Source organism: Marinithermofilum abyssi, assembly GCF_014641195.1.
Lineage (GTDB): Bacteria > Bacillota > Bacilli > Thermoactinomycetales > DSM-45169 > Marinithermofilum > Marinithermofilum abyssi.
Genome location: NZ_BMHQ01000005.1, coordinates 133,893 through 156,533 on the forward strand (window position 1 = coordinate 133,893; position 22,641 = coordinate 156,533).

The window sequence follows — 22,641 nt, forward strand, 5'->3', positions numbered from 1 at the left end:
CATTTCGAGGGGAGTCAATTCCGTGACCAACTTTAATCGTGGATTCCACTTCTCAATCTCTCGAGGATCATCGACTCCGCCAAACGACGCGCCCGTCGCCTTGATGATAGGGCTTAACTTCCCCAACCTCATACCTAGTCGGTTGAACGCATCAAACGCTATTTGGCCGTTGGAGAAATGATCAGTCAATCGATGGAGGAGCGCCTTGACGTCTTTTTCCGTAAGGTACATCATCAATCCCTCGGCGACAATCATCACAGGGCGATCCGCGGGTACTTCGTCCAGCCAGCGGAGATCAGTTACCGACGAGCCTATCATACGTCCCATAATGCTGGAAAACGAAAATCAGCTCAGGTTTCACGATCTCAACAGAGACGCTCTTGTATCTATAATCAACACCATTGGGACCATACATGATGAATTGCCAAGTGCCTCTCGGCCTCAAGACAAACTCAAAGTATTCGTAAGTGGCCCTTTGTCTCCCACCACACTCGCTAAGCGCTGAAGTATGAAGGGATTAAAAGCAAGCCTTTGCCTTTCGGCTTCTAGTGCTAATTCAATGGGCACCCATCAGAATGGCACATACGCCGTCCGCTGTCTTTGGCTACTTGCTCGGATTTAAAATACACAGCGTTCTCTGGTTTGATCATTTTTGCACCAGGGCACCCCACTTCATGATATACTTTGCTATCCTTGCTAGCGATGAACTTCCCCTTATTTCCTTCGTCCGGCTTGTTCCCGTCCTTGCACCACTTATCGGGGTTAAATCCGTCATCCGTTACATACCCCGGGCATTCCCATACCCCGATCTTTTTTTCTTGGGCTATATCTTCGGCTTTCCGGAAATCGTCTAAGTGTCTGCGGCTCTCATATATGTAACCCACCCGGGCAAGCCCCTTTTTTAACACTTCCTCTTGAACGCTTTTACCGTCTACATAAACATAGGCCAACATCCGGTCATATTTATCCCGTTTCTCCACATCGAACTCCAGTTCAATCTTATCCGCTTCTGTTAATAGCTTTTTTACGTAATCACTAGCTTCCGGGCCCAACGGCTGCTTTCCCAGGTCAGGATGTCGAGTCTCCGGGGTATCATACAGGAGATACCGTACCGTCTCTTCCTTGCCATCCACATTGAATTTGGTGGTGTCACCGTCAATATGTTCAAGTAACTTCACTTCTGTTCGGTTCGTGGAATCTATAGCTGGTGCCTTAACGGGCATATCCTGATTGAACGAACACCCTGCCAGAGCAACCAATGCAAAAATCAAAACACAAACCCTTTTCATCCAATCATTCCTTTCGTTGTTCATCGTACACCTTTATACCATTCAAATCACAAAAAAAAGGAATCGGTAAAGATCCGTTCCTAACGGAAAAAGAGCTAATTTCCCAACCTGCATAATTTATTTCTGTAACCGTTTCTTAGCCTTACCCAGTATCTTTTTTCCTTCTTTTAGTATCATTTCCCGCTTTTTCGTATCCTTCAGAATGTCTTTGGCCAATTCGCCCAATTTCTTTTTCCACATCGGCACTTCCCTCCTCGTCTGTTTGCTTCCATTGTAAAATGCGATAGAGTGAAGTGCACCAACACTTGTTAAAGTAATTTGATTCGGTCCTACGTAATTCCTTCAAGGACCCGGAAATGACTACCGTTGCCATACAGTTAGCCTTCGGAGACGTAGAACCTCCCCTCCCCTACATCGATTCCTTCGTAAGTTGTAGCCAACGAAATTCCTTTATTTCTGTCTAAAGTGACAAACTATGAGATATTTTTTGAATATAAACAGGTATTTCCAAATGAGTGGCGTAAAAATACATATGATTCAAAAAATAATAAAGGAGGTATTTTGTAATGGTAAAACAATGGCGAGGATTAGCGATCGTCATGTCTCTAGCGTTGTTAATTAGCTTGGTAGCGTCTCCAGGCACAATCCAGGCAGATAGTGGATCAGCAAAAGAGGGATACAGCTGGTTTGTTGAGCTTCCTGGAGATGCGAAAAAAGCAGCTTCACTGCAAAAACAGTTAGAGCAAGGGAAAACCCCGGTAGAACTGGGTTTAACTTCAGGAAAGACAGGCACGTCACCATTAAGGTCCCTTAGTGAAGTTCAAAAAGAAGATGCCAAAGCTCAACAGACCTATGATGTAAAATTAGATCCACCTATAAAAATCAACAAAAAATGGACACCACCACGATTTCAATATGACTACATCAGTAAGGAAGAATGTTTAGATAACATCGAGGCAAGCGGTAAAGATGAAGGATGGATTAAGAACCATTTTGCTTGGTGCCGAAGCAAAATCGTAAGCTACGGATGGCAAAGGTATCGCTTCCCTTATCCGTTTCCAATTACCTACGGAGTCCAGTATCGGGTGACTGAGATTGGGTACGGGACGAACTCCCAAGACAAAGACAAACAGGAGCGGGAAGTGAACTTTGACTACTACATCGATGATATCTATACCACTCACCCGTTTCTCAACGCATCAAAACTGACGGTGGATATCGATTGCAATCCCTTGATTCAGCCCGAGGATTGTAAAGAGTCGGAATCAACCTCAAAAATCGAAAGAACGATCGCCCAGTGGAGAATCAACAACTTTGGCAGAAAAACCTTGTATTCTACACCGCCACCAAAGACCGATGATAATCCCGAACGGATTGGGTACATGGAGTTTTTCACCCACCAAGTCATGGATCCACCCCAATTTCCTACGCGAACACTGGATTCTCCAAAACAGAAGGTCCGTTGGGATTCCGCTGACTACATGAAGGTGATTGACCCCAATCAAACATTCTACAATGCCGGCATTTTCAGTAATGTCCGACCCATTATTCATTTCTCTCTTAGTGATCCAAGCGTTATGCAAGAACAAGCACAACATATCAAAGATGCCCTAGAACACCCGGAGAAAACCTACCCATATCCTGGGGAAGGGAAGATCATCCCAGGAGGAAAATATAGCTTACCCCTAACAAGGTTAAAGGATAAATCATCAATTCGCAAAAACCGGAGAAAATCCCAATATTGGTGTAAGAAGTTGTCTAACGAAGGTGTAATACCGAAACCAGCCAACAGCGAGTGTGACGAGTTTCCCTTTGCCTCTACGTGGCAAGGTTCAGCTACGGGCGGCGAAGGTAAGTATTCTGTTCGTTACATCAATAAGGATTCTAACCAAGCTGGTGGTACCTGGCTGGGTGCATGGTATGCCTATGATCGCATCTTGAATGAAGATCCTTTCAACGTACGAGTTAACCCATAGGAGATATAATCCTGATAAAAAGGAGGCCATCAATTGATGGCCTTCTTTTGAATGATGAACCAAGCGCTCTCCCAAAAAGTAGTTTACTTGGGGTGTTGACAAAACCGTGCGGAATTGATGATGCACTAGCGTCTCAACAGAGTACGCCCAAATGAATCAACACAGATTTAGGGGTAATACCAGCGATGACCCGTGGATCTACCCCGATCGGGAGGCCAACTGAAGGTGATGCTTAAGTAGGAGCCGGGGGCTGGAGATCCAGCCGCCGGGATGGGGTCTTTCTGGGGGAGAACACCCGGGACTTCAAGGAGATGCAGTGGGAGCGGCCGCGGACTTCCCTGTTACGTTTCCAGAAGTTTGGTTGGGGTTATTTAGTAAGGTTCAAGCAATTTTTATTAAAAAATATAGAAATTTAAAAGTAGTTTTAGGTTCTAATCTATAAATACAAGTTGATTTACTAAAAGGAGGTATTTATCGTGAGGAAAAAGTCGGCTTGTCAACAAGTAGTCCTAGCCATCGTTCTATTGATAACTGCCGTGATTAGCCCCAGTGTTGTACTGGGAGACAATTCTCAGCCAACCGAGAAAGCCACATCGACAAAGCCGTCGAATCAAGTGAACATGTACATTCTTCCGACCAGTGATTCGAAAAAAGCAGATGAAGTGTGGAAACAACTTCAACAAGGGAAGTCTCCGAAAGAGCTGGGTCTCATATCAGCACAACAGCATACGCCGCAGCAAAAAAACTTGAAAGAGATGGAAAGGGAAGCTGCGCAGAGTAAGCAAACCTATCCCGTCAAGATGAATCCATCAACACAAGCTCCAGGGGAGAAATGGAGTCCACCTCCCTTTGATAAGGTTTTTGAAAACATTACGTTCGACGAGTGTATTGAACGTTCACAAGGAAAAGACGACTTTATATGGATTAAAAACCACTATGCTTCCTGTCAAACTGAATATTTTACCGTGGCACCTTTGTTACCGCTCTAAGGCCCTCTGATGTTTCGGTTAACCATAATAGGCCATGGTTCCAATGGATCGAGACAGGTATCCTACGAGTATCAGATCAATGATATCAAATATGGGTATAACGGCATTCCAAACACCGGTTGGTGGGAGGGCGCCGATATCTCCGTCGATCTCCAATGTAAGGGAACCTCAGGCAACCCCGATTGCATCGGGGATAAGGGTCCCGATACCCGAACGGTATCCGAATGGCGAGAAAATCCTCGGGGAGACGAAGCCTTTAATTCCAATCCGCCACCCAAAACCGTCGAAAATATAGATCAAGTCAGTTATATGGACATTTGGCCCAGGATTACGGTGAATCCCCCTGGTGTATTCCCTGAAAGATCAGGGGATGGTGAAAAACAGAAGGTACGGGCAGACTCCGCCGATTACCTAATTGTGTACAGTCCTCGTTTTTGGCCCAAAGCAGGGGCGATCTTCGCCGACGTCAAGCCCGTTTTCTACTACCAAGAAAACGACTCGTACTTTGACATCATGGATCCGGCTTTTGAGCAACATAAGCAGGCGATGACGGATCCCGCAAACACCTTTCCACCCAGGCCAGGAAAAACGATCCCGGGACAATCCGTCCCGCTCACTCGATTGTATAAGGAGTATAATCCGGTTCGGTATGACTCTCAATAGAAGTACAGAAAGCGCTTCCTTATGATCCCAGGCAAAAGGGCGAACAATGTGATGAGTTCCCGTTTGCCTCGACCTATGAAGGGGCCGGAAAAGGCGATGGGAACTTCTCAGTTCGCTACATTCCTGGAGATGCTAACAACGCCCACGGACGTTGGCTCAATGCATGGTATTCTTATGATCGGATCCTGCATAAGGATCAGTTTTATATTGGCTTCAGATAAACACAACTTAATGATAGGTGATGGGATTAGGAAGAGAGGACAGCCAAGCTGTCCTCTTTTGTTGACTTTTGTGTTTGGATTCGGGCATATGGCAGCGCCTCTAGTCAGAACCGGTGTAGAGCTGGGTGCTTTAAAAGAGAAAAAATAGGCAATAGTCGACTTCAGCGGTTAATGTCTGATAATCTAGAACGATGGCTTCTGTCAGCTTCCATTCGGACACTACATTTGTCGTCACTGTTCAGATTTTGCGTTTTCTCACGGTGATGATCATGTTACCACCGCTGTTGTGCTTGGTTTATCGCATGACTAGGAACACACAAGCGGATCAGACCTCTGGCCATTCGATAAAGGAACGATTGGGATCTTGTTAACTTTCCTTAAATCCCAATCTACTGGTTGGGAGTTCATGATACACTGGGCTTCGTACTCGGGGAGGTGAGAATTGTGTCACGAATCAGGGAATTGGATTTTGTTAAAGGATGTTCCATCCTTGCTGTCCTGGCCATACATATTACTGCCCCCTTTATTCATGAGGCTCCCTTTTTCGCCATTAACGGTCTGAGTCGTTTTTGTGTGCCCGTTTTTTTCTTGATCTCGGGGTTGATTCTCTTTTATCGATACGGAGGAGAGAACCCTTTTCCCTTACAGGATTTTTACCGAAAGCGGCTCGTCTATATTATGGTTCCGTATTTTCTGTGGTCGTTGTTGTACTTAATTTATTCTCAATGGACGGATCCTCAAACTGTACCGGATTCCTTGTCGGGATTGTTTACAGCCTTGTTGATCGGAAAAGCCTATTATCATCTCTATTTTCTTTTTGTCATGGTCCAATTCTACCTCCTATTCCCCTTCCTTCGGTGGTTCTTCCGAAAATGGGGAGGGTGGGTGATTCTTGTAGTAGCTTTTTGGTGTACCTTAGGAACGCAAGCCTTGACTTGGGAGGAAACAAAGGGCCTGTTTTCGGTTCAACCGGAGGAAGAGATACTTCGTCGGACTGTATTACCCTGGCTGTTTTACTTTTGTGCAGGAGGATGGCTGGGCCTTCGCTTTCATCATGCGTTTTCTCGTCTCCGACGGCTGCCCTTGATCGCACTTCACACCGTATCCTCAGCAGCGGGGGTGCTTCTGGTTTACCAAATGGCCTATCTTAATCATGGAGGTTTTTACACCCCGACAACCATGGTTTATGCCTTGAGTATTTTAGTCCTTGGCATTCAGCTCGCTCAACGGTTTCACTTTACTTGGATAGAGGCCGTGGGAAAACGCTCTCTTGGTCTTTACCTGATTCATCCCTTGGTACTTCACCTTTCAAGCTCTTTTTCTGAACGCTGGATTCCGGGGGGATCTTGGCTTCAGTTTTTCTTTGTATTTGCCGTGGTAGTCAGTGTTTCGATTGGCATTACCAAAATCTTAGAACGAATACCCTACGGATATCTTCTAAAAGGACGATGAATGGCCTTCAAAGAATGATAGCAACTGTTCTTTCTTACAGTGAACAGCCAAGCCCTCTCCTATTCTGGAGAGGGCTTGGCTGTTTCAGGAATGATCATGGAGGTGCAGGCCGTCAAAAAGCGCAAGGGAAAGGCTTGTGGTGGACTATTCGGGCTTTTTTTTGAGAAGTTAACTTGTTGGATAAACTTCACTTTTTGTCATTTCCTTACCTCTCTGTTTTTCCCTCTCGGAAAACGAGTAGCTATGAATCAGCGAATAAATGCTCCTTCTTTATTGGTAAGGGCATCATCTAGCCAACGTGGGTGCATTGGCAAAAGATTAGAAGGTAAATTTTCACGGGAAAAGAATCTTAAATCAACAGTTTCTGGGGAATCACATGTCATTACACCATCTATAATTTCTGCTTGAAAACATGTAGTAATAAAGTGAATAACACGCCCGTCTGGGTATGTGAAAATTTGCGAATTCGGGTCCGAGTAAACACCGATTAATTTTGTTATGCGAATATTTAAACCTGTTTCTTCACTCACTTCTCTTATAGCAGCTTCTTCAACAGTTTCCCCAGGTTCTACATGTCCTGATGGAATTCCCCAAAGTCCTACATCAGCACGTTTTTGTAACAAGACTCTTTTTTGTTCATCAAAGATAATAACAGCAATTCCAGGATGAATTTTTTCGGCTTTTTTCATAAGTATGTAGTCCTTTCTTTGAAAGTATCTATTAGTGCAAACTGCAATTGCAATATGCTTGTTTCCTTGAAAGCACCCCTATTTAATTATGCAAAAACTGCCCTATCCCCTGCTATACCAAGGGTTTGGGGCGGTTTTTTAGTCATTTCACAAACCATCTTTTCTGTTACGTTTCCGATTCATTTTTTATGCAACACCGGCAAAAACCCTTGCCCTGACTAAGGTTACGACGGTTTCAGAGGGGATGAGTTCAATCTCGAATGGGTTCTCACCGGTTGCATAAAAACGGGTGGGTTTATGCACTTCACGAACCTTTTTAGGGGCATACCAGCGAAGCTGTCACCAGGAATAATGTCAACAAGTGTCAAAATCGAGAATATAATTGGCCATATTTCTGAAAAAGTGGTGAGAACATTTGGAAGCTGAAGAGCAACATTTTTTGCGAAAAAGTTACGGTTGGGATAATTCAACGTCCTTTACATTGATACAGGAGGGAGAAAATAAAACTTACAAGGTATGCTCTTCAAGTGGAAATTGGGTTTTAAGAAAGTATCGCCGAAATCGTTTTGATGCATCTCAAATTAAAGCTGAGTTGGCATTGATTAGTACTTTAAGACCCCATTTCCCAACCCCATCAATTCTAAAAAATCAAGATGGAGAGCTACTAACACTGGATGTACAAGGTTCTGTTGAACAGATATATGCGGTATTTCAATTTATTAAAGGTAATACCCTCCATCTCCCAACAGCCAAAGATTATCGCAAGCTTGGTTTTTTGATGCGCCGCCTTCACGATGTTGCCGATCAAGTACAGAAAAAAGTAGCCGAAGATTGGCCAGGTTGGTCTAGACCTTTATACGACACAGTTACACTGATAGAAAAGCCCCTTCAACGGTTAATAAGTGCTTCCTTTTTAACGGAAGAAGATCGGGCATGTTGTATAAAAACTGCAAAACATATCAAAGGCCAATTGGAACAACTTGGTCTAGGTAAACGACAATTTGTACACGGGGATTTCCATTTTGGTAATATCCTTGTTACTCATGATCGATGGGTTTGTTTAGATTTTGACGAATGTGGATGGGGACCTAGAAGCTTCGATATTGGTACTGTCCGGTTACATATGCGTGCAGCGGATCACTTAACTAAAATGTGGCCATTCTTCTCCCAGGGATATGGAAAAAAACTTTCCGAAGAAGAAATTCGGTTAGGAACAGCCCTTCGCATATTTTATATGAGCGGGAAAATACCAATTCGCCAAGATATCGAAATGGTTCGAAGAGAACCAGCCGAACGAAGCTATATGCGATTCATTAATGAGGAGATAACGGGATAATCTATGGGGTCGGGTAGGGCAGGCTCCTTTCGGAGCCATTCCCCCCTTTATGAATGGCGATGCTTAAACGCTAATGGAGAAAAGCCTGTCATGTTGCGAAAAACACTGTAATAATGGGAAGGGTCATTAAAGCCTACCATCAAACAAATCTCCGTATTGTTTTTGTCCCCTTTTAACAATAAACGTTTGGCTTGCTCAATCCGAATTTGGTTTAGATAGCGTTTCGGACTTACCCCTGTTGTTTTCTTAAACATCCGTTGAAGGTGGTAGGAGCTGATTCCAAAACTGTTTGGACAGTGTATGGAGGGTCCAAGGTTTATGGTATTCATCTTCAAGAACTTCCTTTACTTTTGCAATCAACTCTCTTTGAGGGTCATAAGTGGGGCTCAAATCAGGACGGCATCGTTTACAAGGCCGATACCCTTTTCGGAAGGGCTCCGCTATGTCAAAAAAGAACTCAACATTTTCCTGCTTAGGCGTTTTGGATTTACATGAGGGACGGCAGAAGATTTTTGTTGTCTTAACTGCATAGTAAAACGATCCATCATACGATCTGTCACACTGAACAACAGCTTCCCACAACACTTCACGCTGAATCTTCATCACCCGCCTCCTTTTTTATATTGCATCTTGGATTCATCTCTTGTTGTCTTATTGCTGTGATATATAAGAAGTACAAACCGCTCACCACTACTGGAACTAACATATGTAAGCCTAGAAATGGAATCAAAAGGACCAGCACCATGAGGGAAATGAGACTGCAAATCCAAGGCTTGGAGTTTGTGTTGTTTAATTTAAGGGATGCAGCCATCGAGAGGATATAGACCACCATGCCCAAGGAATTGGGAATAAAGAGTAATTGAGTAAAGTGAACCTTTGCTAATGTGGTCAAGCTAACCCCTAGACCAGCAAATAAGACGACAAGCCAAACGACGCGGGTTGGTGTATCCGTACGAGGATTTAAATAATAAAGCCGAGAAGGAAACGCATGATCTCGACTTAATGCATAACCGAGTTGGGCGAGACTGGCGACAAAAGCATTGACTGTACCTGTACAGATAATGAGAGCCAACATGGCGGTAATGAATTGTGCTTTGAAACCTAACGCACGGTGAATCATGATTCCCACGGGTGAAGAGTCACTTTCCAGATTTCCATAGGTTCCGCTTCCAACGGTAATAAAACTCAGAAGCAGAAATACAGTACCGGTCACTACGGCGCTAATAAGCGCACTGAGTACTAAATCCGTTCTCGGATGTTTAAATCGGTCCGCTAAGCTGCAAATTGCTTCCCACCCAAAGAAGGACCAAAAAATCATAATCACAGCCGTTCCTACCGGATACCACCCTTTGGGAGAAAAGGGATTGAAATTATCCCAGCGGACGTATGGCAATGTGACTGACACTGCAATACATAGGAGGAAAAGCAAAAGAGTGCCCAGCACCAAGGACAATTTTCCACTGATTTGTACTCCAAAATGGTTGGATAGCCCTCCTATGAACAAAATAAAACAGGCAATACTAGCAATTTCAACTGCTGACAAATTAAATGTTGTTCCGATATAACTAGCACCTGTTAAAAGAAACAATGATCTGCCCAACCGCAGCGGTCAAAAAATAAAACCATCCCACCAGATCACCTATATGTTTACCAAAAGCAAGGCGAGCAAAAGTGGCTGCTCCTCCGACGTCAGGGTATGAGCGTGACAAAGCCGCAAATGTGTAGGCTAAAGGGAAGCTAAACAGGATCATAAGCGCCCACGATAAAATAGAGGCTGGACCCGCAACCGTTGCTGTACTCGCTGATAAAAACAAAGTCCCTGAACCAAGGATAGCCGTAACATATAAAGCGACAGCTTCGAGTAAATTAATGGACCGCTTCATGCTTTAACCTCCCCTGTTCCTGTTTCCACTCATATCACCTTTTAGATATCATAATAAAATGAAAAAATCGTGTGGTTTTTTTGCGAAGTAATTTATGTCAAAGGGGTCACTGTACCATTTCGGGTAAACTGTACGTTTAGACACAATTTAGACACAAAATCACCGACCCCTGTAGCTAAGGAGCCGGTGATTATCACGTCGGCGGCCAGCGGAACTCTATCCGAACACTGACCGCTTATCTCCGGTCTTCCGCACTCTTTGCTTCTTATTTCTCATCTTCCGCCGACAGCACGATTACCATGTTCCCTTTATTGGTCATGTACCCGTAGAACATACCCGGTGAGGTATGGGGAGAAGCGAAGTTCCCTTGATGGTCGATAGCAATAACTCCACCGGTGCCGCCCAGTCTCATCAGCTTCTTCTTGACAACTTCATCGGCCGCTTCTTTGACGGAGGTCTTCTGATACTTGACCAACGCGGCGATGTCGTGTGCCGCCGTTCCCCGGATGAAGACTTCACCTTTGCCCGTGGCAGAAACGGCGACACTTTCGTTATCCGCGTAAGTTCCTGCTCCGATAATCGGAGAGTCTCCAACCCGGCCTACCGCTTTGTTCGTCAATCCCCCCGTAGAGGTTCCTGCGGCCAGGTTCCCGTCTGAGTCCAAGGCAATGGCTCCCACCGTTCCGTGTTGATCGGTTTGGACTTGCTGTTTTTTCTTGGCTTCCATGAGTTCATTCCATCGGCGTTCGGTGTAGAAATAATCTTGGGTGACCGGTTTCAGACCATGTTCCATCCCGAACCGGTCCGCCGCTTCCCCGGCCAGCATGACATGGGGTGACTTTTCCATGACCAAACGAGCCAAGGTAATGGGGTTCTTCGTGTTCTTCACCCCAGCGACGGATCCGGCACTCAGGTCTTTTCCGTTCATGATAGAGGCATCCAGTTCGTGACCAGCATCCGTATTGAAGACGGCCCCTTTCCCCGCATTAAAAAGGGGAGAGTCCTCCAGCACTTTGATGGCGGATTCCACCGCGTTCAGGCTGCTTCCCCCGGAATCCAGTTCTTTTTTTCCGGACTGCAGGGCTTTCTCCATCGTCTTTCGGTATTCGTCGGCGTTCTCGGGAGCCGAGGTGTTTCCGTGAGTACCGCCATGAATGGCGAGGATGACTTTCTCTTGTTCCTGCTTGACGGGTTCTTCTTCATCGGCTCCATAAGCACCTGTTATAATCAGCGACGAAGCGACCACGGCAGTGACAGCGATCCAACCCCAACGCGAGGAGATTTTCATGCGATGTCCTCCTTTTCATTCGTTGACACAAAATTTCGACAACAAGGGAGGAGATCCTTCAACATTTTTTAAACGAAAAACAACGCACGGGTCCGGGTCGCACAGGTTTCGTCCCGTTCGGGAATGGCATCGGAAATAAGGGTTTCGCCGGTGTTTTGACCTTACCGTACAATTTACCCGGATCGGTACGGTGACCCCTTCGGTACGGCTCGACGGTTCCGCGCACGGCGGTTGATACGAGCTGATCGTGGGGAGCGAGCGACGGAAGGAGAGAAAAGAGTCCCGAAACGGGAGTATCAAGTCGGGAACCGACAGGTAGTAATATTAGTTACGAATTGAAGAGGATCGTGTACCATATGAATCAAAAGAAACTTGGGGCCTCATTTGGCCCCTTTTTTGGGGTATCATTTAGGATTAATTAAAATACTTTACATATACATTGACACAGCCTTTTTTTCCTTATACTCCCCAAAAGATGACAGCCCGGAGCTGTGTCTTTGGTTCACAGTGCCTTAATATCCACGCCATACCCTATTTTCAACTCCCGCCGCGTCAAACTCCGCGCTCTTGAAAGTAATTCACCCACCGCGAAAAATCGTATGATCCTATCAACAACCCACCTCACGGGTTGAGACTCAAATCTCGGGAAACGGAAGCCGTTTCCATGTTTGTTCAGCATGCTATAGCATACGAAATCCTGTTTTCAGACTCTCAATTTATATTGTAATGTAATGTTAGGTGAAGCAAGGGTTCGGTCTGGGATGTTTCCACTCACCGGAACTAACCAGACCTTACCTAAGCAACGGAATTCGCTTTTGATACTTTTGCATATTTCTTCGATTTTGGTCATCTGTTCCGTCCAAGTTGGCACTGCGAATGAGGGGAGGCTTGATCCCTTTCTCCACCATATTTTCAATTGCCATACTCATCAGCGTTTGAACTAAAACAATCCCCACTACGGAAGAAGTGGCGCCATACCGTTCGTTTAAACCTGGAATCTCTAATTGGGCATCGCCAATTTCCCCACAATTGTCTAAAGCCAAATCAGTAATCTCAAAAAGCCTTTTACCGCTTGGATGACGTGAGGAGACGGATTTAGAATGGGCAAAGGAAGAAATAGAAAGGGTATATACTTTTCGCTCTTTTGCATAAAGGGCTGCATCTATTGGGACAACGTTGCGCCCGGAATTGGATACGATAAAAAATAGGTCGTTTTCCCTAAAATCCACATCCTCTAATATTGCTTCCACATATCCTGTTAACCGTTCTAGGCGAGTGCTTTTAATAACACCATTATGCAACATTAACCCCGGATCCAATATTGGGTTGACAAAAAAAGATCCGCCAGCTCGAAAGAAGATTTCTTCCGCAATCATATGGGAATGACCGCACCCTAATACATGCAACACTCCACCTTGTTCCACGCCTTTTACCAAGCGCTGTGCCGCTATCTCCAATTTATCCATTTGTGTTTCGACTGCCCGTTCAATTTTTTGGATCACACCACTTACATACGGATGCACCCTTGTCTCCCCTTCATAGAAAATCCCCCGTCAACCGCCTGGGGGGTTGATTGTCTTTTCTTAAATTCTCCTTAACTTATCCCTTTCAAATCGGCGATCAGCCTTCGAATATCCCTTGTATCATATAATGTCATGACCGACTCGTAAGAAACGTCATCCTCCGGCATCAAATAACCGGGATAATCATTCGCATATCCAATGATCCATCGGCTCGCAGGAAAACGCGTTCGCTCCCTATTATCCACCAAGAACGAGCATAGTGGGAGCTCACCAGGAACCCAACGGATTGACCACGGGCCAATCTTCCATGTAGACACATCCAATGCATAGGGAGGAAGGGTCACACTGGAAATAAATCCAATCCCTTCTGAAATGTCCTCTGGCAACGACAAATCCGGGGAGTCTTCAAGCCGGACCTTTGGACGAAGGGAATAAGACATTTTACTTGCAACAATATTGGAAGGCTGGATTTCGCTATCCCAGTGGGAATGATCCAAAACATCCACAATTTGATCAGTTAATCGGGAAGCCAATAATTCTAGTTCCCGAACGCTCGATTCCCTACGGGTATACCGAGTGCTGATATCCGCTGCAGGTCCATTCCATATTCCACCGACGAGATATCCCTTTTCCATCAATTGTTGTGCCGCCGTTCCATGAAGATCCGGACTAATCAATGTGTGGTAACGGTTAAGGACGGTAGGATGACAAGGATAATTCGCCCAAAGAATCGGTTGCTTTTTAGCACGGATAAATTGCGCGACTTGAAGGGGGACCCAGGGAAAAACTCCCTGATCCCGACGACTGGCCCCAACGTTTGGAATCGCATGATTATAGAGTCGAATCGATACCAAATCATCCATCGACTCCTGGGCTTCCTGAATCGATTCCACGATGACCCGGCAGGTTTCCTCATCTGGATCCGATGCAGCAATTACATCTGGGAACACTTGGGCCATTACATCTTCCTCGCAAAAAGCGGCAATGGTCGAAGAATGAGAATGTGTTGAGGCGATGGTAAGGTAATCGCAATAATCGAAACCAATGTCCTGAATCTTCTCTTTGATCCGCTCGGCCCATTTTTTCCCGATAGCAAGACCGTCAATCAATACAGCGGTAAAAAGTTCCCCCGTTTTGTTTTCTATTACCGTAACCCCAAAATAAAGCGGTCGATGTTCAGCGGTAGCATGCCGAATAGGGCGATAACCGGATAATGGTGCCCCAGGCTGAGACATCCATATTCGGGTGGACATTCCAACTCTCATCGAGATTCACCTACCCGTTTAAACAATCGGTACACACGGCGGATCAGGGAAAGGTTTGATCCCCTCTTTTCCTGCTTGAATCGCCTTCTCCACTGCCCGGGATATTGTCAGATGCTCCCGCTCGAAAAGTGCCTCCAGGATCATCGGTAGATTGGCCCCGGCAACTACGCCCGTTTGCTCCATCTCCCTTGAAAGCAATGCGCTGACTTTGAAAGGGGTGCCTCCCACTAGATCGGTGAAAAACAGAATGCCTGTCACCGGTTCAAGCCCAGCGACAACATCCTTCAATTTTTTCTCCAGGTCTTCGGTAGAATCATGGGGTTCAAAAGAAATATCCGCAATTTTCGGCTGTTTCCCTGCAATCAGTTCTACCGAGCTTTTTAAGGCAGATGCGAATGCTCCATGTCCGATAATCACGATTCCAATCACAGGGGTCCCTCCTATTTGAGTTCCTTGAACCTTACAAAATTCCGATGTACTTTCCGGCCACACCAATAAGGACCGTGGCTCCAATCAATTTCAACGGTGAAAACCCTTTCTTTAATAGGAAGTACATAAGCAATGTATAGGTTAAAGGAAGGAGATTAGGCATAATCTTGTCAAGCAGCTCTTTTTGAATCTCAAATTGATCCTTGCCTATTGGTATCTTCGCCGAAGTGCTTAATTTGACATACGAAGCGATCATTCCACCCACGACTGTAAGTCCAACAATGGATGCAGCCCGGGCAATCGCCTGAGTTCCTGATTTCAACTTTTGTAGCGCTTTGACGCCCGTATTGTAACCGTAAAAAATCCCTCCAAACCTTAATGCCAAATGAATCGCATTAAAGGTCAACAGAAAGATAATTGGACCGGCAAGGCTTCCTTCCATCGCAATCGAAGCACCAATGCCTGCCGTGATTGGCAACAACGTCAGCCACGCGACCGCATCCCCGACTCCTCCAAGCGGTCCCATCATCCCGACCTTAATTCCGCGAATCGTATCCGGTTTTTCCCTGGACTCCTCCATCGCAGCGACAATACCGAGAATCGGTGTGACGAGGAAGGGGTGTGTATTAAAAAAGTCCAGGTGACGTTTCATCGCGTCGGATAACCCTTCCCGCTTTCGATAAATTTTCTTAAGCGCCGGCATCAGGCTGTACAACCAACCACCGGCTTGCATGCGCTCATAATTGAACGACGACTGCAAAAAGAAGGAGCGAACGGCCATGCGCATTAGATCTTTTTTCGTTATATTTTTGTCCGGTTGATTACCTTCGACAGTCTGATTTACGGATTTCTCTTCAGATGCCACTTGCCTTCTCCTCCTTCAACGATGAGGTTTCTCCTTTGTAGTAATCGTACAGGGCAAAGGCTAGTGCCAAGATGGCTAGCCCCAACAAACTGATGTTCGAGTACGTAACGATAGCAAAACCGGCCAATAAAAAGGCCACATATTGTTTTTTTAGCATTACAGTAAGCAACATGGCGAAACCGATTGCCGGCATAATTCCGCCGGCCACCGACAATCCGTTCATTAGCCAGGAAGGCAAGCTATCCACCAAAGATTTTGCGGTTTCTACACCGAAATAAATCGGCAAGAATGCAATAATAATATTGAAAATAAAAAGCACACCCATGCCCGACAAATTGAGCCAATCAGTCGCCCGATCATTGGCTTTCTCTGCATATCGGTCCATTTTATGCATAACTGGAGAATAGACCGTAAAGAGCAAAGTAATCGCCCCTTGAACTGCCACTGCGAAGGGAACAGCGATGCTGACAGCCACTTTTGGATCTTGATCGAGCAAAATCGCGAAAGCAGTACCCATGACTCCGCCGATCACTACATTGGGAGGTTGAGCACCCGCCAACGGTACCATCCCCATCCAAACCAACTCCAACGTAGCCCCAGCAATCAATCCGGTTTGAAAATCGCCTAGGATCAGCCCAACAACCATCCCTGTCACGATTGGTCGGTGAAGATGGGTCAAGCCATTGAACTGATCAATTCCTGCGATTCCCGCCCACAAAGCGATTAACAGCGCTTCGGTTAACATTCGGATGTCCCCTCTCCTTCTATATTAAATCGATGATATTCTCTCCTTTTTCACTCGGCACACGCTGAATTTCCAAGTGGACACCCAGCTTATTTAATTCTCGAAATGTCTCCCTATCATCCTCGTCTACCGACACGGTACTGGTTAATTGCTCCTTCCCCTCTGAATAATGCATATTTCCAATGTTGACCTTTTGAATCGGAACGCCTCCTTTTACTAATTTTAAAATGTCTTGCGGTGTTTTGACGATTAAGGCGATTTTTTGATCGTCGGAAGCCAGACCAATTTTATCAATGGTCTCTTGAATCGTGAAATAACGGGTTTCTACTCCTGACACAGCCATATCCATTAAACTTTGCTGCACTACGTCCCCTGCAACTTTATCATTGGCAACGACGATCAGATTAGCTCCTACATGGTTAGACCAAGTGACAGCAACTTGACCATGAATAAGCCGATTATCGATGCGAGTTAGTAAAATATTTAGCATCCCGTATCCTCCTTTTTGATAACACTATATTTCATGTTCCATGCTAAAAAGTTACGGAAGAAGATTTCATCGTTATGACTAGAGTTTAATCCAGAATAAGAATTAAAAATTTATAATATACAGAAAATTTATTTCTTGTTTTTTTCAACCTGGTTAATTCTGATCTATCCAGAATCCCAGGCCTTTAATTGAACCTCTTTTTTTATTGTTCGATATGTTTGGGTGAGATTTCCCCCGCTCGGGCGTGTAACGCATTGGACGAGGCGATGGCGGTAGCCTGAGTTAAGGCTTCGTAAAGATCCGTTCCGTCATAGATAGCGGCACCGAGTCCCGCTAGGAATGCATCTCCTGAACCAACGGGATTAACCGCTCGGATGGAAGGAGGGTTGATACGGTAAGCTTTCCCTTCCAAGGAAGCCCATGTCCCCCGCTCTCCCATAGTGATGATCGCCAATCTGATCCCTCTCTGGTTCCACTGTCGTAAAACGGAAAGGATTTCGTCATCCCTTGGAGGGCATCCGGTAACAGAAATAAATTCCTGAATATTAAGTTTGACCACGAAGGGTTGGGCTTTCAGCCCTGATTTCAGGGGTTCGCCACCGGTATCCAACATCGCTTGGGCTCCGCGACTTTGAACGATGCGAATACACTCCTGATAGGTGTCCGGAGATAGACCAAGAGGCAAACTTCCGGAAAAGATGAACAAACGGCTTTCTAACGCCCACTTGGCGAGGATTTCTTTTAATGCTTGCAGGGTTAACTGCGGGTCCAGGTTCTAACAATTCGGTTTGTCGTCCGGTGCTTTCATCTACTATGTTGAGGCACATCCGGGTTTCCCCTGCTACATGGATAAAGTGATGGGCGATACCAAGCGTATCTAACTTTCGTCGGATCCATGCCCCATTGGTTCCACCAATAAAACCTGTAGTACGAACCGGGGCTCCAAGTTGATTCAACACTTTGGCTACGTTATTTCCCTTGCCCCCAGGTTCACGGAATACCTTTCGCGGACGGTGGATTCCACCGGTAGAAAACCCCGGTAGAAAATAGGTAACGTCCACGGCAGGGTTCAGTGTAATAACGGTGATCATGATAGATCCCCCTTTCCACGATTCCGTGTCGATATCCGGGAGGTATCTTCCCGGATCCAGGCTATTTTTTCCATTGCCACCTTTTTGACCGCTTCCCTTGCGCTGCGAAGGATTTTTCTAGGATCCGATTCACCGGGATGTTCGGTTAAGAAAGATCGAAGCTCTTCGGCAAAAGCTTTCTTCAATTCCGTGGAGAAGTTGATTTTACTAATGCCTCGTCGGATACACCGGCGGAGATCCTCCTGGGGAACTCCGGAAGCACCGTGCATGACCAATGGGATCCCGGTACGTTGTGATATGGATGCCAGACGCTTAAGATCCAATCGAATCTCTCCCCGGTACACACCGTGCGCCGTTCCGAAGGCAGGGGCCAAAAAGTTCACCCCGGTTCGCCGGACGAAGGTTTCCGCGGTAGCGGGATCGGTATACCCCCCGGTGTTGGTTCCCTCTTCCGTTCCACCAATCGTTCCCAACTCCGCCTCCACCGGAACACCCACGGCGTGGGCCAGTTCCATTACCTTTTCTGTTAAAGCCACATTTTCTTCAAAAGGGAGGCGAGATCCGTCGATCATGACCGACGTATATCCTGCACCCAAGCAACGGGCCACGGTATCGAACGAGTTACCATGATCTAAATGGAGGGCGACCGGTACTGTCGCCTGTTCCGCAGCGACACGAACCATAGAGGCAAGGTATTCCACCCCTACATGGTCTATTGTGGCGGGTGTTGTTTGCAGGATGACGGGGGACCCCATCTCTTCCGCCGCATTTACTACTGCTTTGACGATCTCCAGATGGTGGGCGGGGAAGGCCGGTACAGCGTACCCGCCTCGGTACGCTTGAAGCAACATTTCTTTTGTCGTGGTTAGTGGCACGGTTATTCCCCCTTGTCGTCCCTCAATACGACCACCGGGTTCAGGTTTCGGGGGCGGTCCGGGTTAAGTCCCATCCGAAGGGTGCGGTAATAAGCGGTCAACTGGAGAAAGGGCATGTAGAGTAGCGCCCGGCTTCGGTCGCTCAACCCAGGAGGAAACTCCAGTTTGTGATCAACAGAAAAATCACCCAGTTCTTCTCCAAGTACCACCACATCGGCTCCGTAGCGGGACAGGTCCTTCACTAAATCCCGCTCGTAGAGCCGGGTAGATAGCTGACTTAGGAGAAAGACCCGGCACCGTTCCCGAATTACTGAGATAGGGCCGTGCCGGAATTCGAGGGGGTTAAAGGCTTCGCAAAAGACTTGGGTCATTTCTTTCATCTTTAGCATCCCTTCACAGGCAAGGCCGAAATAAGCACCCAAACCGAGATAAACTATGTGGTCAAAACGGAGATCCTCTCCCAAATTTCGAGCCAGCCTTTCCGCTTCTAGAAGTCCTTTTTCACCTAACCGGGGCAGCTGGTGTAATTCCTGCAAGTGTGTTTTATCTTCGGAGATCCAAGTAGCGATCATCTGCAGAGTGAGTAGCATGCTGGTAAAACTCCCAGTCATGACGACGCTTTTTTCGCGTATATGTGGAAGGATAACAGGACAATCCGCCAGTCGGGCCGATCGACCTTCGGGGTTGCCGGTCACGGTAAGGCACCGGGCTAAACCTCGCTTCTGGACTTCGTGAAGAGCCTTTACCAGTTCCGAGGTGTCTCCTGAACGGGATGCACCGATTACTAAGGTAGGTAATTTCGTGATCACAGATTGGGGATGGAGCATTATATCTGAGGCGGGTACTGCCTTGGCGGAAATCCCGGTTTGCTCCTGAAAGTGATAGGCCGCAACAATAGAGAGGTAATAGGAAGTCCCACACCCTGTAAAAATTACTTCCCTGAAGGCGGTTTCACCGAAAAAGGCCTTGATGCGTTCGCGTTCGCCATCCAAAGACCGGATCGTATTTTCCCATGTCGTCGGTTGCCGTAGGATTTCCTTGTAAGTCGCAGGCCGATTCATAATAACCCCCGTTTTTTGAATATTTATTACAATATAAATATACCGTAGATGGGTTGATGGGTCAAGTTGATGAAAAGGTTAGAAGTTACAGAAGTTCCGTATAAAAACGGCAGCGATCCCCCCGGATTATGGAACGGCAGAATTCAATGGGTCGATCTTTCCCGTCATAGGCAATTCGGTCCAATAACAAAGCAGGATACCCTGTAGGAACTCGAAGGTATTGGCTTTCGTAATCTCGGATTAGAACCGGCTCAAAAATTTCTTTAGCCCGCGTGATGAAGATACCGTGTTCCCGTTCCAAATAATCGTACAACGAACATCGTTCTAAGGTCTTTTGCTCTATTTTCGGGACCCATTCTCTGGGGATAAACGAGGTCTCTAGGATAATTGGCTCTTCCCGAGCACAGCGTAAACGTTGCAGAGCCCAAACGTCGAAAGGTTCCTTTAACTGCAGATGCTTGGCAATACTCGGTTTGGCACAGGTTTTTTCCAGAGCCAAGATAACGTCTTTTGGTTGCAAGCCGTGGGCTTTGAGAACCTTGCTGAAACTGTAAAACCCTGTGAGGGAGTGCTCAATTTTCGGTAAGGAGACGAAAGTACCCCGACCTTGCTTGCGATGAAGCAACCCTTCCCGAACAAGGTCATCCAATGCTTTGATCACAGTGTTACGGCTCACCTGGTATCGTTTCCGAAGTTCATTTTCCGAGGGGATCTGGTCACCGGGATTCCACTCACCAGACTCAATTCGTTCTTTTAGAATTTCCTTTAGTTGATGGTAGAGAGGAATAACGCTTTCGGGATCGAGTTGTTTAGCCATGATTTCCCTCCCTTAGTCCTATATAAAGACGATTTCATCATATCATAATTTGAACTTACGGGAGAGCGTTTCCGTTGTTCCGGCACAACTATTAACCAGTAAATACCAGCGGTAAGGCCCCTCGGTTTTACCTAGAAAACATTTTATGATCCTGCCCATTTTGTAGTCTTCCCGACTAGACCTCCTCCCTATATAGCCAGTGAAGATCAATTACTACAAGAACTGAAGTTTCCTCAGGTATACATTACCAGCTGGCGAATTGAGAGAGGATGGGGTTCCGAAACGGGGACAGAAATAAAAGCTCTCCCATGCGGGATACCCGACCCCAACGTCCTAATTACAACTAAATCGTAAAAGCTGCGATTGCCTCACGGGTGTTTCCCGGGGTGATTCAGTCACTAGTTCTCGTTAACTAAACACCCATTTCGCCTCAACGCAGGCTTTATAGACTGCTCTGGTTGGCGCCAAGGTGAAGTAAGGCTATTGCTTGCAGCAAGATCACTGATAGTTCACACCCTGGCTAGGCCTAAGCCAAAGAGCAAGCAGATTTAGAGGGAACCTGTAGCGGGCTCCTGTAGCTAGGATCACTAAATCAGGTGCCTCTTTCGCAATTGCTTTAGGGGTGGACCAATATCCCGTTTTTCAGTTTAACCCTTGCCCCTGCGCCCTTCTAAGACGATCATGGGGGGCAGGCGTAATCGTTCACGCCCAGCACGCACGTTGATAAGGCACTAGATCTGTCTTCCATCCCTCATCTCGTTAACACAACATTTGCTGCTCTTCACCAAGAGTACAAAAGTGCATCTCCGGATAAAAGAACAGGTCTTTCGCCTGCAGTTGGATCTGCTGAACTTTGCTTGATTTTTTGATTTTATCCCAGCACTTTTGGATATTGTCACGGCGAACGGTGCTGGGAGTGACCCATATGATAGGTTCTTTGTTTTGAATGGGTCCCATTGTCTCAATGTATCGGACCATCTTGTCTTCGATCGTTGTTATTTTCTTGTAGGGATCCCTCCGCTTGTTGTTTTTGATGGTTTCCGTCTGATTGTCGTATTCCAGCCAGAATCCCTTTCCATCGATCTCGATCCGGGCATCAGGGTATGCCAGTTTACTTTGGCGTTCCAACCGCTCCTTCTCTTTCCCTTTTCCGTACTTTTTCTCCAACTTGGGCCGCCAGGAGGCCAACAGAATCTGTGCCGTCTCCCCTTGATTCCACCAGCCCAAGCGTTCCAACACCTGCATTCGTGCCATCTGTTTTCTGTCTTCGGGCAGGCGCACCTCCTCCTCAGCGGTCAACCGCCGAAGGGTCCGTACCAAGATATCATTCACCCCATAGTAATGCGTCCGTTGCACCCCGGTAAGCCGTTTGTAATGGATCGGGTATCCCAGTATATCCTCCACGACCGCTTTTCCGGCAGGCCCCAGTTCATACATCCTGGGTCCCACCTTGTAGTAGTCGGGGTAGGGGAGCCGACCCCGACGCCTACGATCGGGTTGATGCGAGATCACCATCTCCCCTTTTTTGTTGAGATCCCGTTTCAACTCGAAGATATAGTTTTCGCTCACATCCATGATTTCCGCTAACTGATGCGCCGCAATCATACGAAGTTTGTAGATGTTTGCAAGCATCTCCTCGGATCGTTTTAAAAACGGATGCATTAAGCACTCAATCAAGTTCATTCTCGATCCCC

The 22,641-nt window shown here is 46.4% G+C and carries 25 protein-coding genes and 1 pseudogene; 6 read left to right on the top strand and 20 right to left on the bottom strand.

The annotated features are described in order from the left end of the window. Window positions 1-551: 551 nt before the first annotated feature. Both IEW70_RS08285 and IEW70_RS18115 read right to left on the bottom strand, forming a co-directional pair. Window positions 552-1,271, bottom strand: coding sequence for a thermonuclease family protein (locus tag IEW70_RS08285; protein WP_188647453.1), 720 nt, complete (start codon window positions 1,269-1,271; stop codon window positions 552-554). A 135-nt stretch (window positions 1,272-1,406) separates the two neighbouring features. Then, window positions 1,407-1,529 carry a hypothetical protein gene (locus tag IEW70_RS18115; protein ID WP_268234840.1) on the bottom strand — a complete coding sequence of 41 codons (123 nt, stop codon included), beginning with the start codon at window positions 1,527-1,529 and terminating at the stop codon, window positions 1,407-1,409. 326 nt (window positions 1,530-1,855) lie between these two features. On the opposite strand from IEW70_RS18115, the gene IEW70_RS08290 reads away from it, so the two are divergent. The 5 genes from IEW70_RS08290 (at window position 1,856) to IEW70_RS08310 (ending at window position 6,590) form a co-directional block, all read left to right on the top strand. After that, window positions 1,856-3,265: a NucA/NucB deoxyribonuclease domain-containing protein gene (locus tag IEW70_RS08290; protein ID WP_188647454.1), complete on the top strand. Its 1,410-nt coding sequence runs from the start codon at window positions 1,856-1,858 to the stop codon at window positions 3,263-3,265. Between the two features lie 476 nt (window positions 3,266-3,741). Beyond that, window positions 3,742-4,254 (top strand): hypothetical protein, encoded by a 513-nt coding sequence (locus IEW70_RS08295; protein WP_188647455.1) that lies wholly within the window; start codon window positions 3,742-3,744, stop codon window positions 4,252-4,254. A gap of 9 nt (window positions 4,255-4,263) precedes the next feature. Continuing rightward, entirely contained in the window at window positions 4,264-4,917 is a 654-nt protein-coding gene (locus IEW70_RS08300; protein ID WP_188647456.1) for a hypothetical protein, read from the top strand. Continuing rightward, window positions 4,914-5,138, top strand: coding sequence for a NucA/NucB deoxyribonuclease domain-containing protein (locus IEW70_RS18500; RefSeq protein WP_188647605.1), 225 nt, complete (start codon window positions 4,914-4,916; stop codon window positions 5,136-5,138). The genes IEW70_RS08300 and IEW70_RS18500 overlap by 4 nt, the downstream gene beginning before the upstream one ends. A gap of 444 nt (window positions 5,139-5,582) precedes the next feature. Continuing rightward, the gene (locus IEW70_RS08310) at window positions 5,583-6,590 is read left to right on the top strand and encodes an acyltransferase (RefSeq protein ID WP_188647457.1); all 1,008 of its coding nucleotides are present in this window, start codon (window positions 5,583-5,585) and stop codon (window positions 6,588-6,590) included. 248 nt (window positions 6,591-6,838) lie between these two features. Here the strand turns inward: IEW70_RS08310 and IEW70_RS08315 are convergent, their stop codons facing one another. Then, window positions 6,839-7,279, bottom strand: a complete 441-nt coding sequence (locus IEW70_RS08315) for an NUDIX domain-containing protein (protein WP_188647458.1) — start codon at window positions 7,277-7,279, stop codon at window positions 6,839-6,841. A 415-nt stretch (window positions 7,280-7,694) separates the two neighbouring features. Here IEW70_RS08315 and IEW70_RS08320 point away from each other — a divergent pair, with 415 nt between their 5' ends. Continuing rightward, on the top strand, window positions 7,695-8,615 hold the full coding sequence (locus IEW70_RS08320; RefSeq protein WP_188647459.1) for a phosphotransferase enzyme family protein: 921 nt from the start codon (window positions 7,695-7,697) through the stop codon (window positions 8,613-8,615). Between the two features lie 47 nt (window positions 8,616-8,662). Here IEW70_RS08320 and IEW70_RS18505 read toward each other — a convergent pair whose 3' ends face one another. The 17 genes and pseudogenes from IEW70_RS18505 to IEW70_RS08400 all read right to left on the bottom strand — a co-directional run bounded on the left by IEW70_RS18505 (window position 8,663) and on the right by IEW70_RS08400 (window position 22,630). Further along, the gene (locus IEW70_RS18505; protein ID WP_373285944.1) at window positions 8,663-8,944 is read right to left on the bottom strand and encodes a helix-turn-helix transcriptional regulator; all 282 of its coding nucleotides are present in this window, start codon (window positions 8,942-8,944) and stop codon (window positions 8,663-8,665) included. After that, a complete protein-coding gene (locus tag IEW70_RS08330) occupies window positions 8,862-9,218 on the bottom strand; it encodes an Ada metal-binding domain-containing protein (RefSeq protein ID WP_188647461.1) in 357 nt (118 codons plus the stop codon). The genes IEW70_RS18505 and IEW70_RS08330 overlap by 83 nt, the downstream gene beginning before the upstream one ends. Next, on the bottom strand, window positions 9,202-10,203 hold the full coding sequence (locus IEW70_RS08335) for an APC family permease (protein WP_268234841.1): 1,002 nt from the start codon (window positions 10,201-10,203) through the stop codon (window positions 9,202-9,204). Before IEW70_RS08335 ends, IEW70_RS08330 begins: the two co-directional genes overlap by 17 nt. Continuing rightward, window positions 10,181-10,498, bottom strand: a complete 318-nt coding sequence (locus IEW70_RS18120; RefSeq protein ID WP_268234842.1) for an amino acid permease — start codon at window positions 10,496-10,498, stop codon at window positions 10,181-10,183. The genes IEW70_RS08335 and IEW70_RS18120 overlap by 23 nt, the downstream gene beginning before the upstream one ends. Window positions 10,499-10,763: 265 nt before the next feature. Beyond that, entirely contained in the window at window positions 10,764-11,786 is a 1,023-nt protein-coding gene (locus IEW70_RS08340) for an isoaspartyl peptidase/L-asparaginase family protein (protein WP_188647462.1), read from the bottom strand. A 791-nt stretch (window positions 11,787-12,577) separates the two neighbouring features. Next, window positions 12,578-13,309, bottom strand: a complete 732-nt coding sequence (locus tag IEW70_RS08345) for a sugar isomerase domain-containing protein (RefSeq protein ID WP_188647463.1) — start codon at window positions 13,307-13,309, stop codon at window positions 12,578-12,580. A gap of 71 nt (window positions 13,310-13,380) precedes the next feature. After that, a complete protein-coding gene (locus tag IEW70_RS08350) occupies window positions 13,381-14,574 on the bottom strand; it encodes a hypothetical protein (RefSeq protein WP_188647464.1) in 1,194 nt (397 codons plus the stop codon). A gap of 18 nt (window positions 14,575-14,592) precedes the next feature. Next, window positions 14,593-15,003 (bottom strand): PTS galactosamine/N-acetylgalactosamine transporter subunit IIA, encoded by a 411-nt coding sequence (agaF, locus tag IEW70_RS08355; protein WP_188647465.1) that lies wholly within the window; start codon window positions 15,001-15,003, stop codon window positions 14,593-14,595. A 31-nt stretch (window positions 15,004-15,034) separates the two neighbouring features. Next, a complete protein-coding gene (locus tag IEW70_RS08360; protein ID WP_229751894.1) occupies window positions 15,035-15,868 on the bottom strand; it encodes a PTS system mannose/fructose/sorbose family transporter subunit IID in 834 nt (277 codons plus the stop codon). After that, window positions 15,858-16,613, bottom strand: coding sequence for a PTS N-acetylgalactosamine transporter subunit IIC (gene agaW / locus IEW70_RS08365; RefSeq protein ID WP_188647466.1), 756 nt, complete (start codon window positions 16,611-16,613; stop codon window positions 15,858-15,860). Before agaW ends, IEW70_RS08360 begins: the two co-directional genes overlap by 11 nt. A 19-nt stretch (window positions 16,614-16,632) precedes the next feature. Beyond that, window positions 16,633-17,103: a PTS N-acetylgalactosamine transporter subunit IIB gene (agaV, locus tag IEW70_RS08370; RefSeq protein ID WP_188647467.1), complete on the bottom strand. Its 471-nt coding sequence runs from the start codon at window positions 17,101-17,103 to the stop codon at window positions 16,633-16,635. A 202-nt stretch (window positions 17,104-17,305) separates the two neighbouring features. Continuing rightward, entirely contained in the window at window positions 17,306-17,809 is a 504-nt protein-coding gene (locus IEW70_RS18125) for a 1-phosphofructokinase family hexose kinase (RefSeq protein ID WP_308423148.1), read from the bottom strand. Between the two features lie 58 nt (window positions 17,810-17,867). Continuing rightward, window positions 17,868-18,194: pseudogene (locus IEW70_RS18130) on the bottom strand (1-phosphofructokinase family hexose kinase); the annotation flags it as partial. Further along, entirely contained in the window at window positions 18,191-19,069 is an 879-nt protein-coding gene (locus tag IEW70_RS08385) for a class II fructose-bisphosphate aldolase (RefSeq protein ID WP_188647469.1), read from the bottom strand. The gene IEW70_RS08385 and the pseudogene IEW70_RS18130, both read right to left, overlap by 4 nt. Window positions 19,070-19,071: 2 nt before the next feature. Continuing rightward, window positions 19,072-20,130, bottom strand: coding sequence for an SIS domain-containing protein (locus IEW70_RS08390; protein WP_188647470.1), 1,059 nt, complete (start codon window positions 20,128-20,130; stop codon window positions 19,072-19,074). Between the two features lie 85 nt (window positions 20,131-20,215). Further along, window positions 20,216-20,947 carry a GntR family transcriptional regulator gene (locus IEW70_RS08395; protein ID WP_188647471.1) on the bottom strand — a complete coding sequence of 244 codons (732 nt, stop codon included), beginning with the start codon at window positions 20,945-20,947 and terminating at the stop codon, window positions 20,216-20,218. Between the two features lie 759 nt (window positions 20,948-21,706). Next, window positions 21,707-22,630 carry a replication-relaxation family protein gene (locus tag IEW70_RS08400; protein WP_188647472.1) on the bottom strand — a complete coding sequence of 308 codons (924 nt, stop codon included), beginning with the start codon at window positions 22,628-22,630 and terminating at the stop codon, window positions 21,707-21,709. Window positions 22,631-22,641: the final 11 nt, after the last annotated feature.

Excerpts from the sequence above, each read along its gene's own strand:
- IEW70_RS18115 (WP_268234840.1), bottom strand. The coding sequence starts at position 1,529 with ATGTGGAAAAAGAAATTGGGCGAATTGGCCAAAGACATTCTGAAGGAT.
- IEW70_RS08290 (WP_188647454.1), top strand. The coding sequence starts at position 1,856 with ATGGTAAAACAATGGCGAGGATTAGCGATCGTCATGTCTCTAGCGTTG.
- IEW70_RS08300 (WP_188647456.1), top strand. The coding sequence starts at position 4,264 with ATGTTTCGGTTAACCATAATAGGCCATGGTTCCAATGGATCGAGACAG.
- IEW70_RS08315 (WP_188647458.1), bottom strand. The coding sequence starts at position 7,279 with ATGAAAAAAGCCGAAAAAATTCATCCTGGAATTGCTGTTATTATCTTT.
- IEW70_RS18505 (WP_373285944.1), bottom strand. The coding sequence starts at position 8,944 with ATGAATACCATAAACCTTGGACCCTCCATACACTGTCCAAACAGTTTT.
- IEW70_RS08330 (WP_188647461.1), bottom strand. The coding sequence starts at position 9,218 with ATGAAGATTCAGCGTGAAGTGTTGTGGGAAGCTGTTGTTCAGTGTGAC.
- IEW70_RS18120 (WP_268234842.1), bottom strand. The coding sequence starts at position 10,498 with ATGAAGCGGTCCATTAATTTACTCGAAGCTGTCGCTTTATATGTTACG.
- IEW70_RS08340 (WP_188647462.1), bottom strand. The coding sequence starts at position 11,786 with ATGAAAATCTCCTCGCGTTGGGGTTGGATCGCTGTCACTGCCGTGGTC.
- IEW70_RS08350 (WP_188647464.1), bottom strand. The coding sequence starts at position 14,574 with ATGAGAGTTGGAATGTCCACCCGAATATGGATGTCTCAGCCTGGGGCA.
- agaW (WP_188647466.1), bottom strand. The coding sequence starts at position 16,613 with ATGTTAACCGAAGCGCTGTTAATCGCTTTGTGGGCGGGAATCGCAGGA.
- agaV (WP_188647467.1), bottom strand. The coding sequence starts at position 17,103 with ATGCTAAATATTTTACTAACTCGCATCGATAATCGGCTTATTCATGGT.
- IEW70_RS08390 (WP_188647470.1), bottom strand. The coding sequence starts at position 20,130 with ATGAATCGGCCTGCGACTTACAAGGAAATCCTACGGCAACCGACGACA.
- IEW70_RS08395 (WP_188647471.1), bottom strand. The coding sequence starts at position 20,947 with ATGGCTAAACAACTCGATCCCGAAAGCGTTATTCCTCTCTACCATCAA.
- IEW70_RS08400 (WP_188647472.1), bottom strand. The coding sequence starts at position 22,630 with ATGAACTTGATTGAGTGCTTAATGCATCCGTTTTTAAAACGATCCGAG.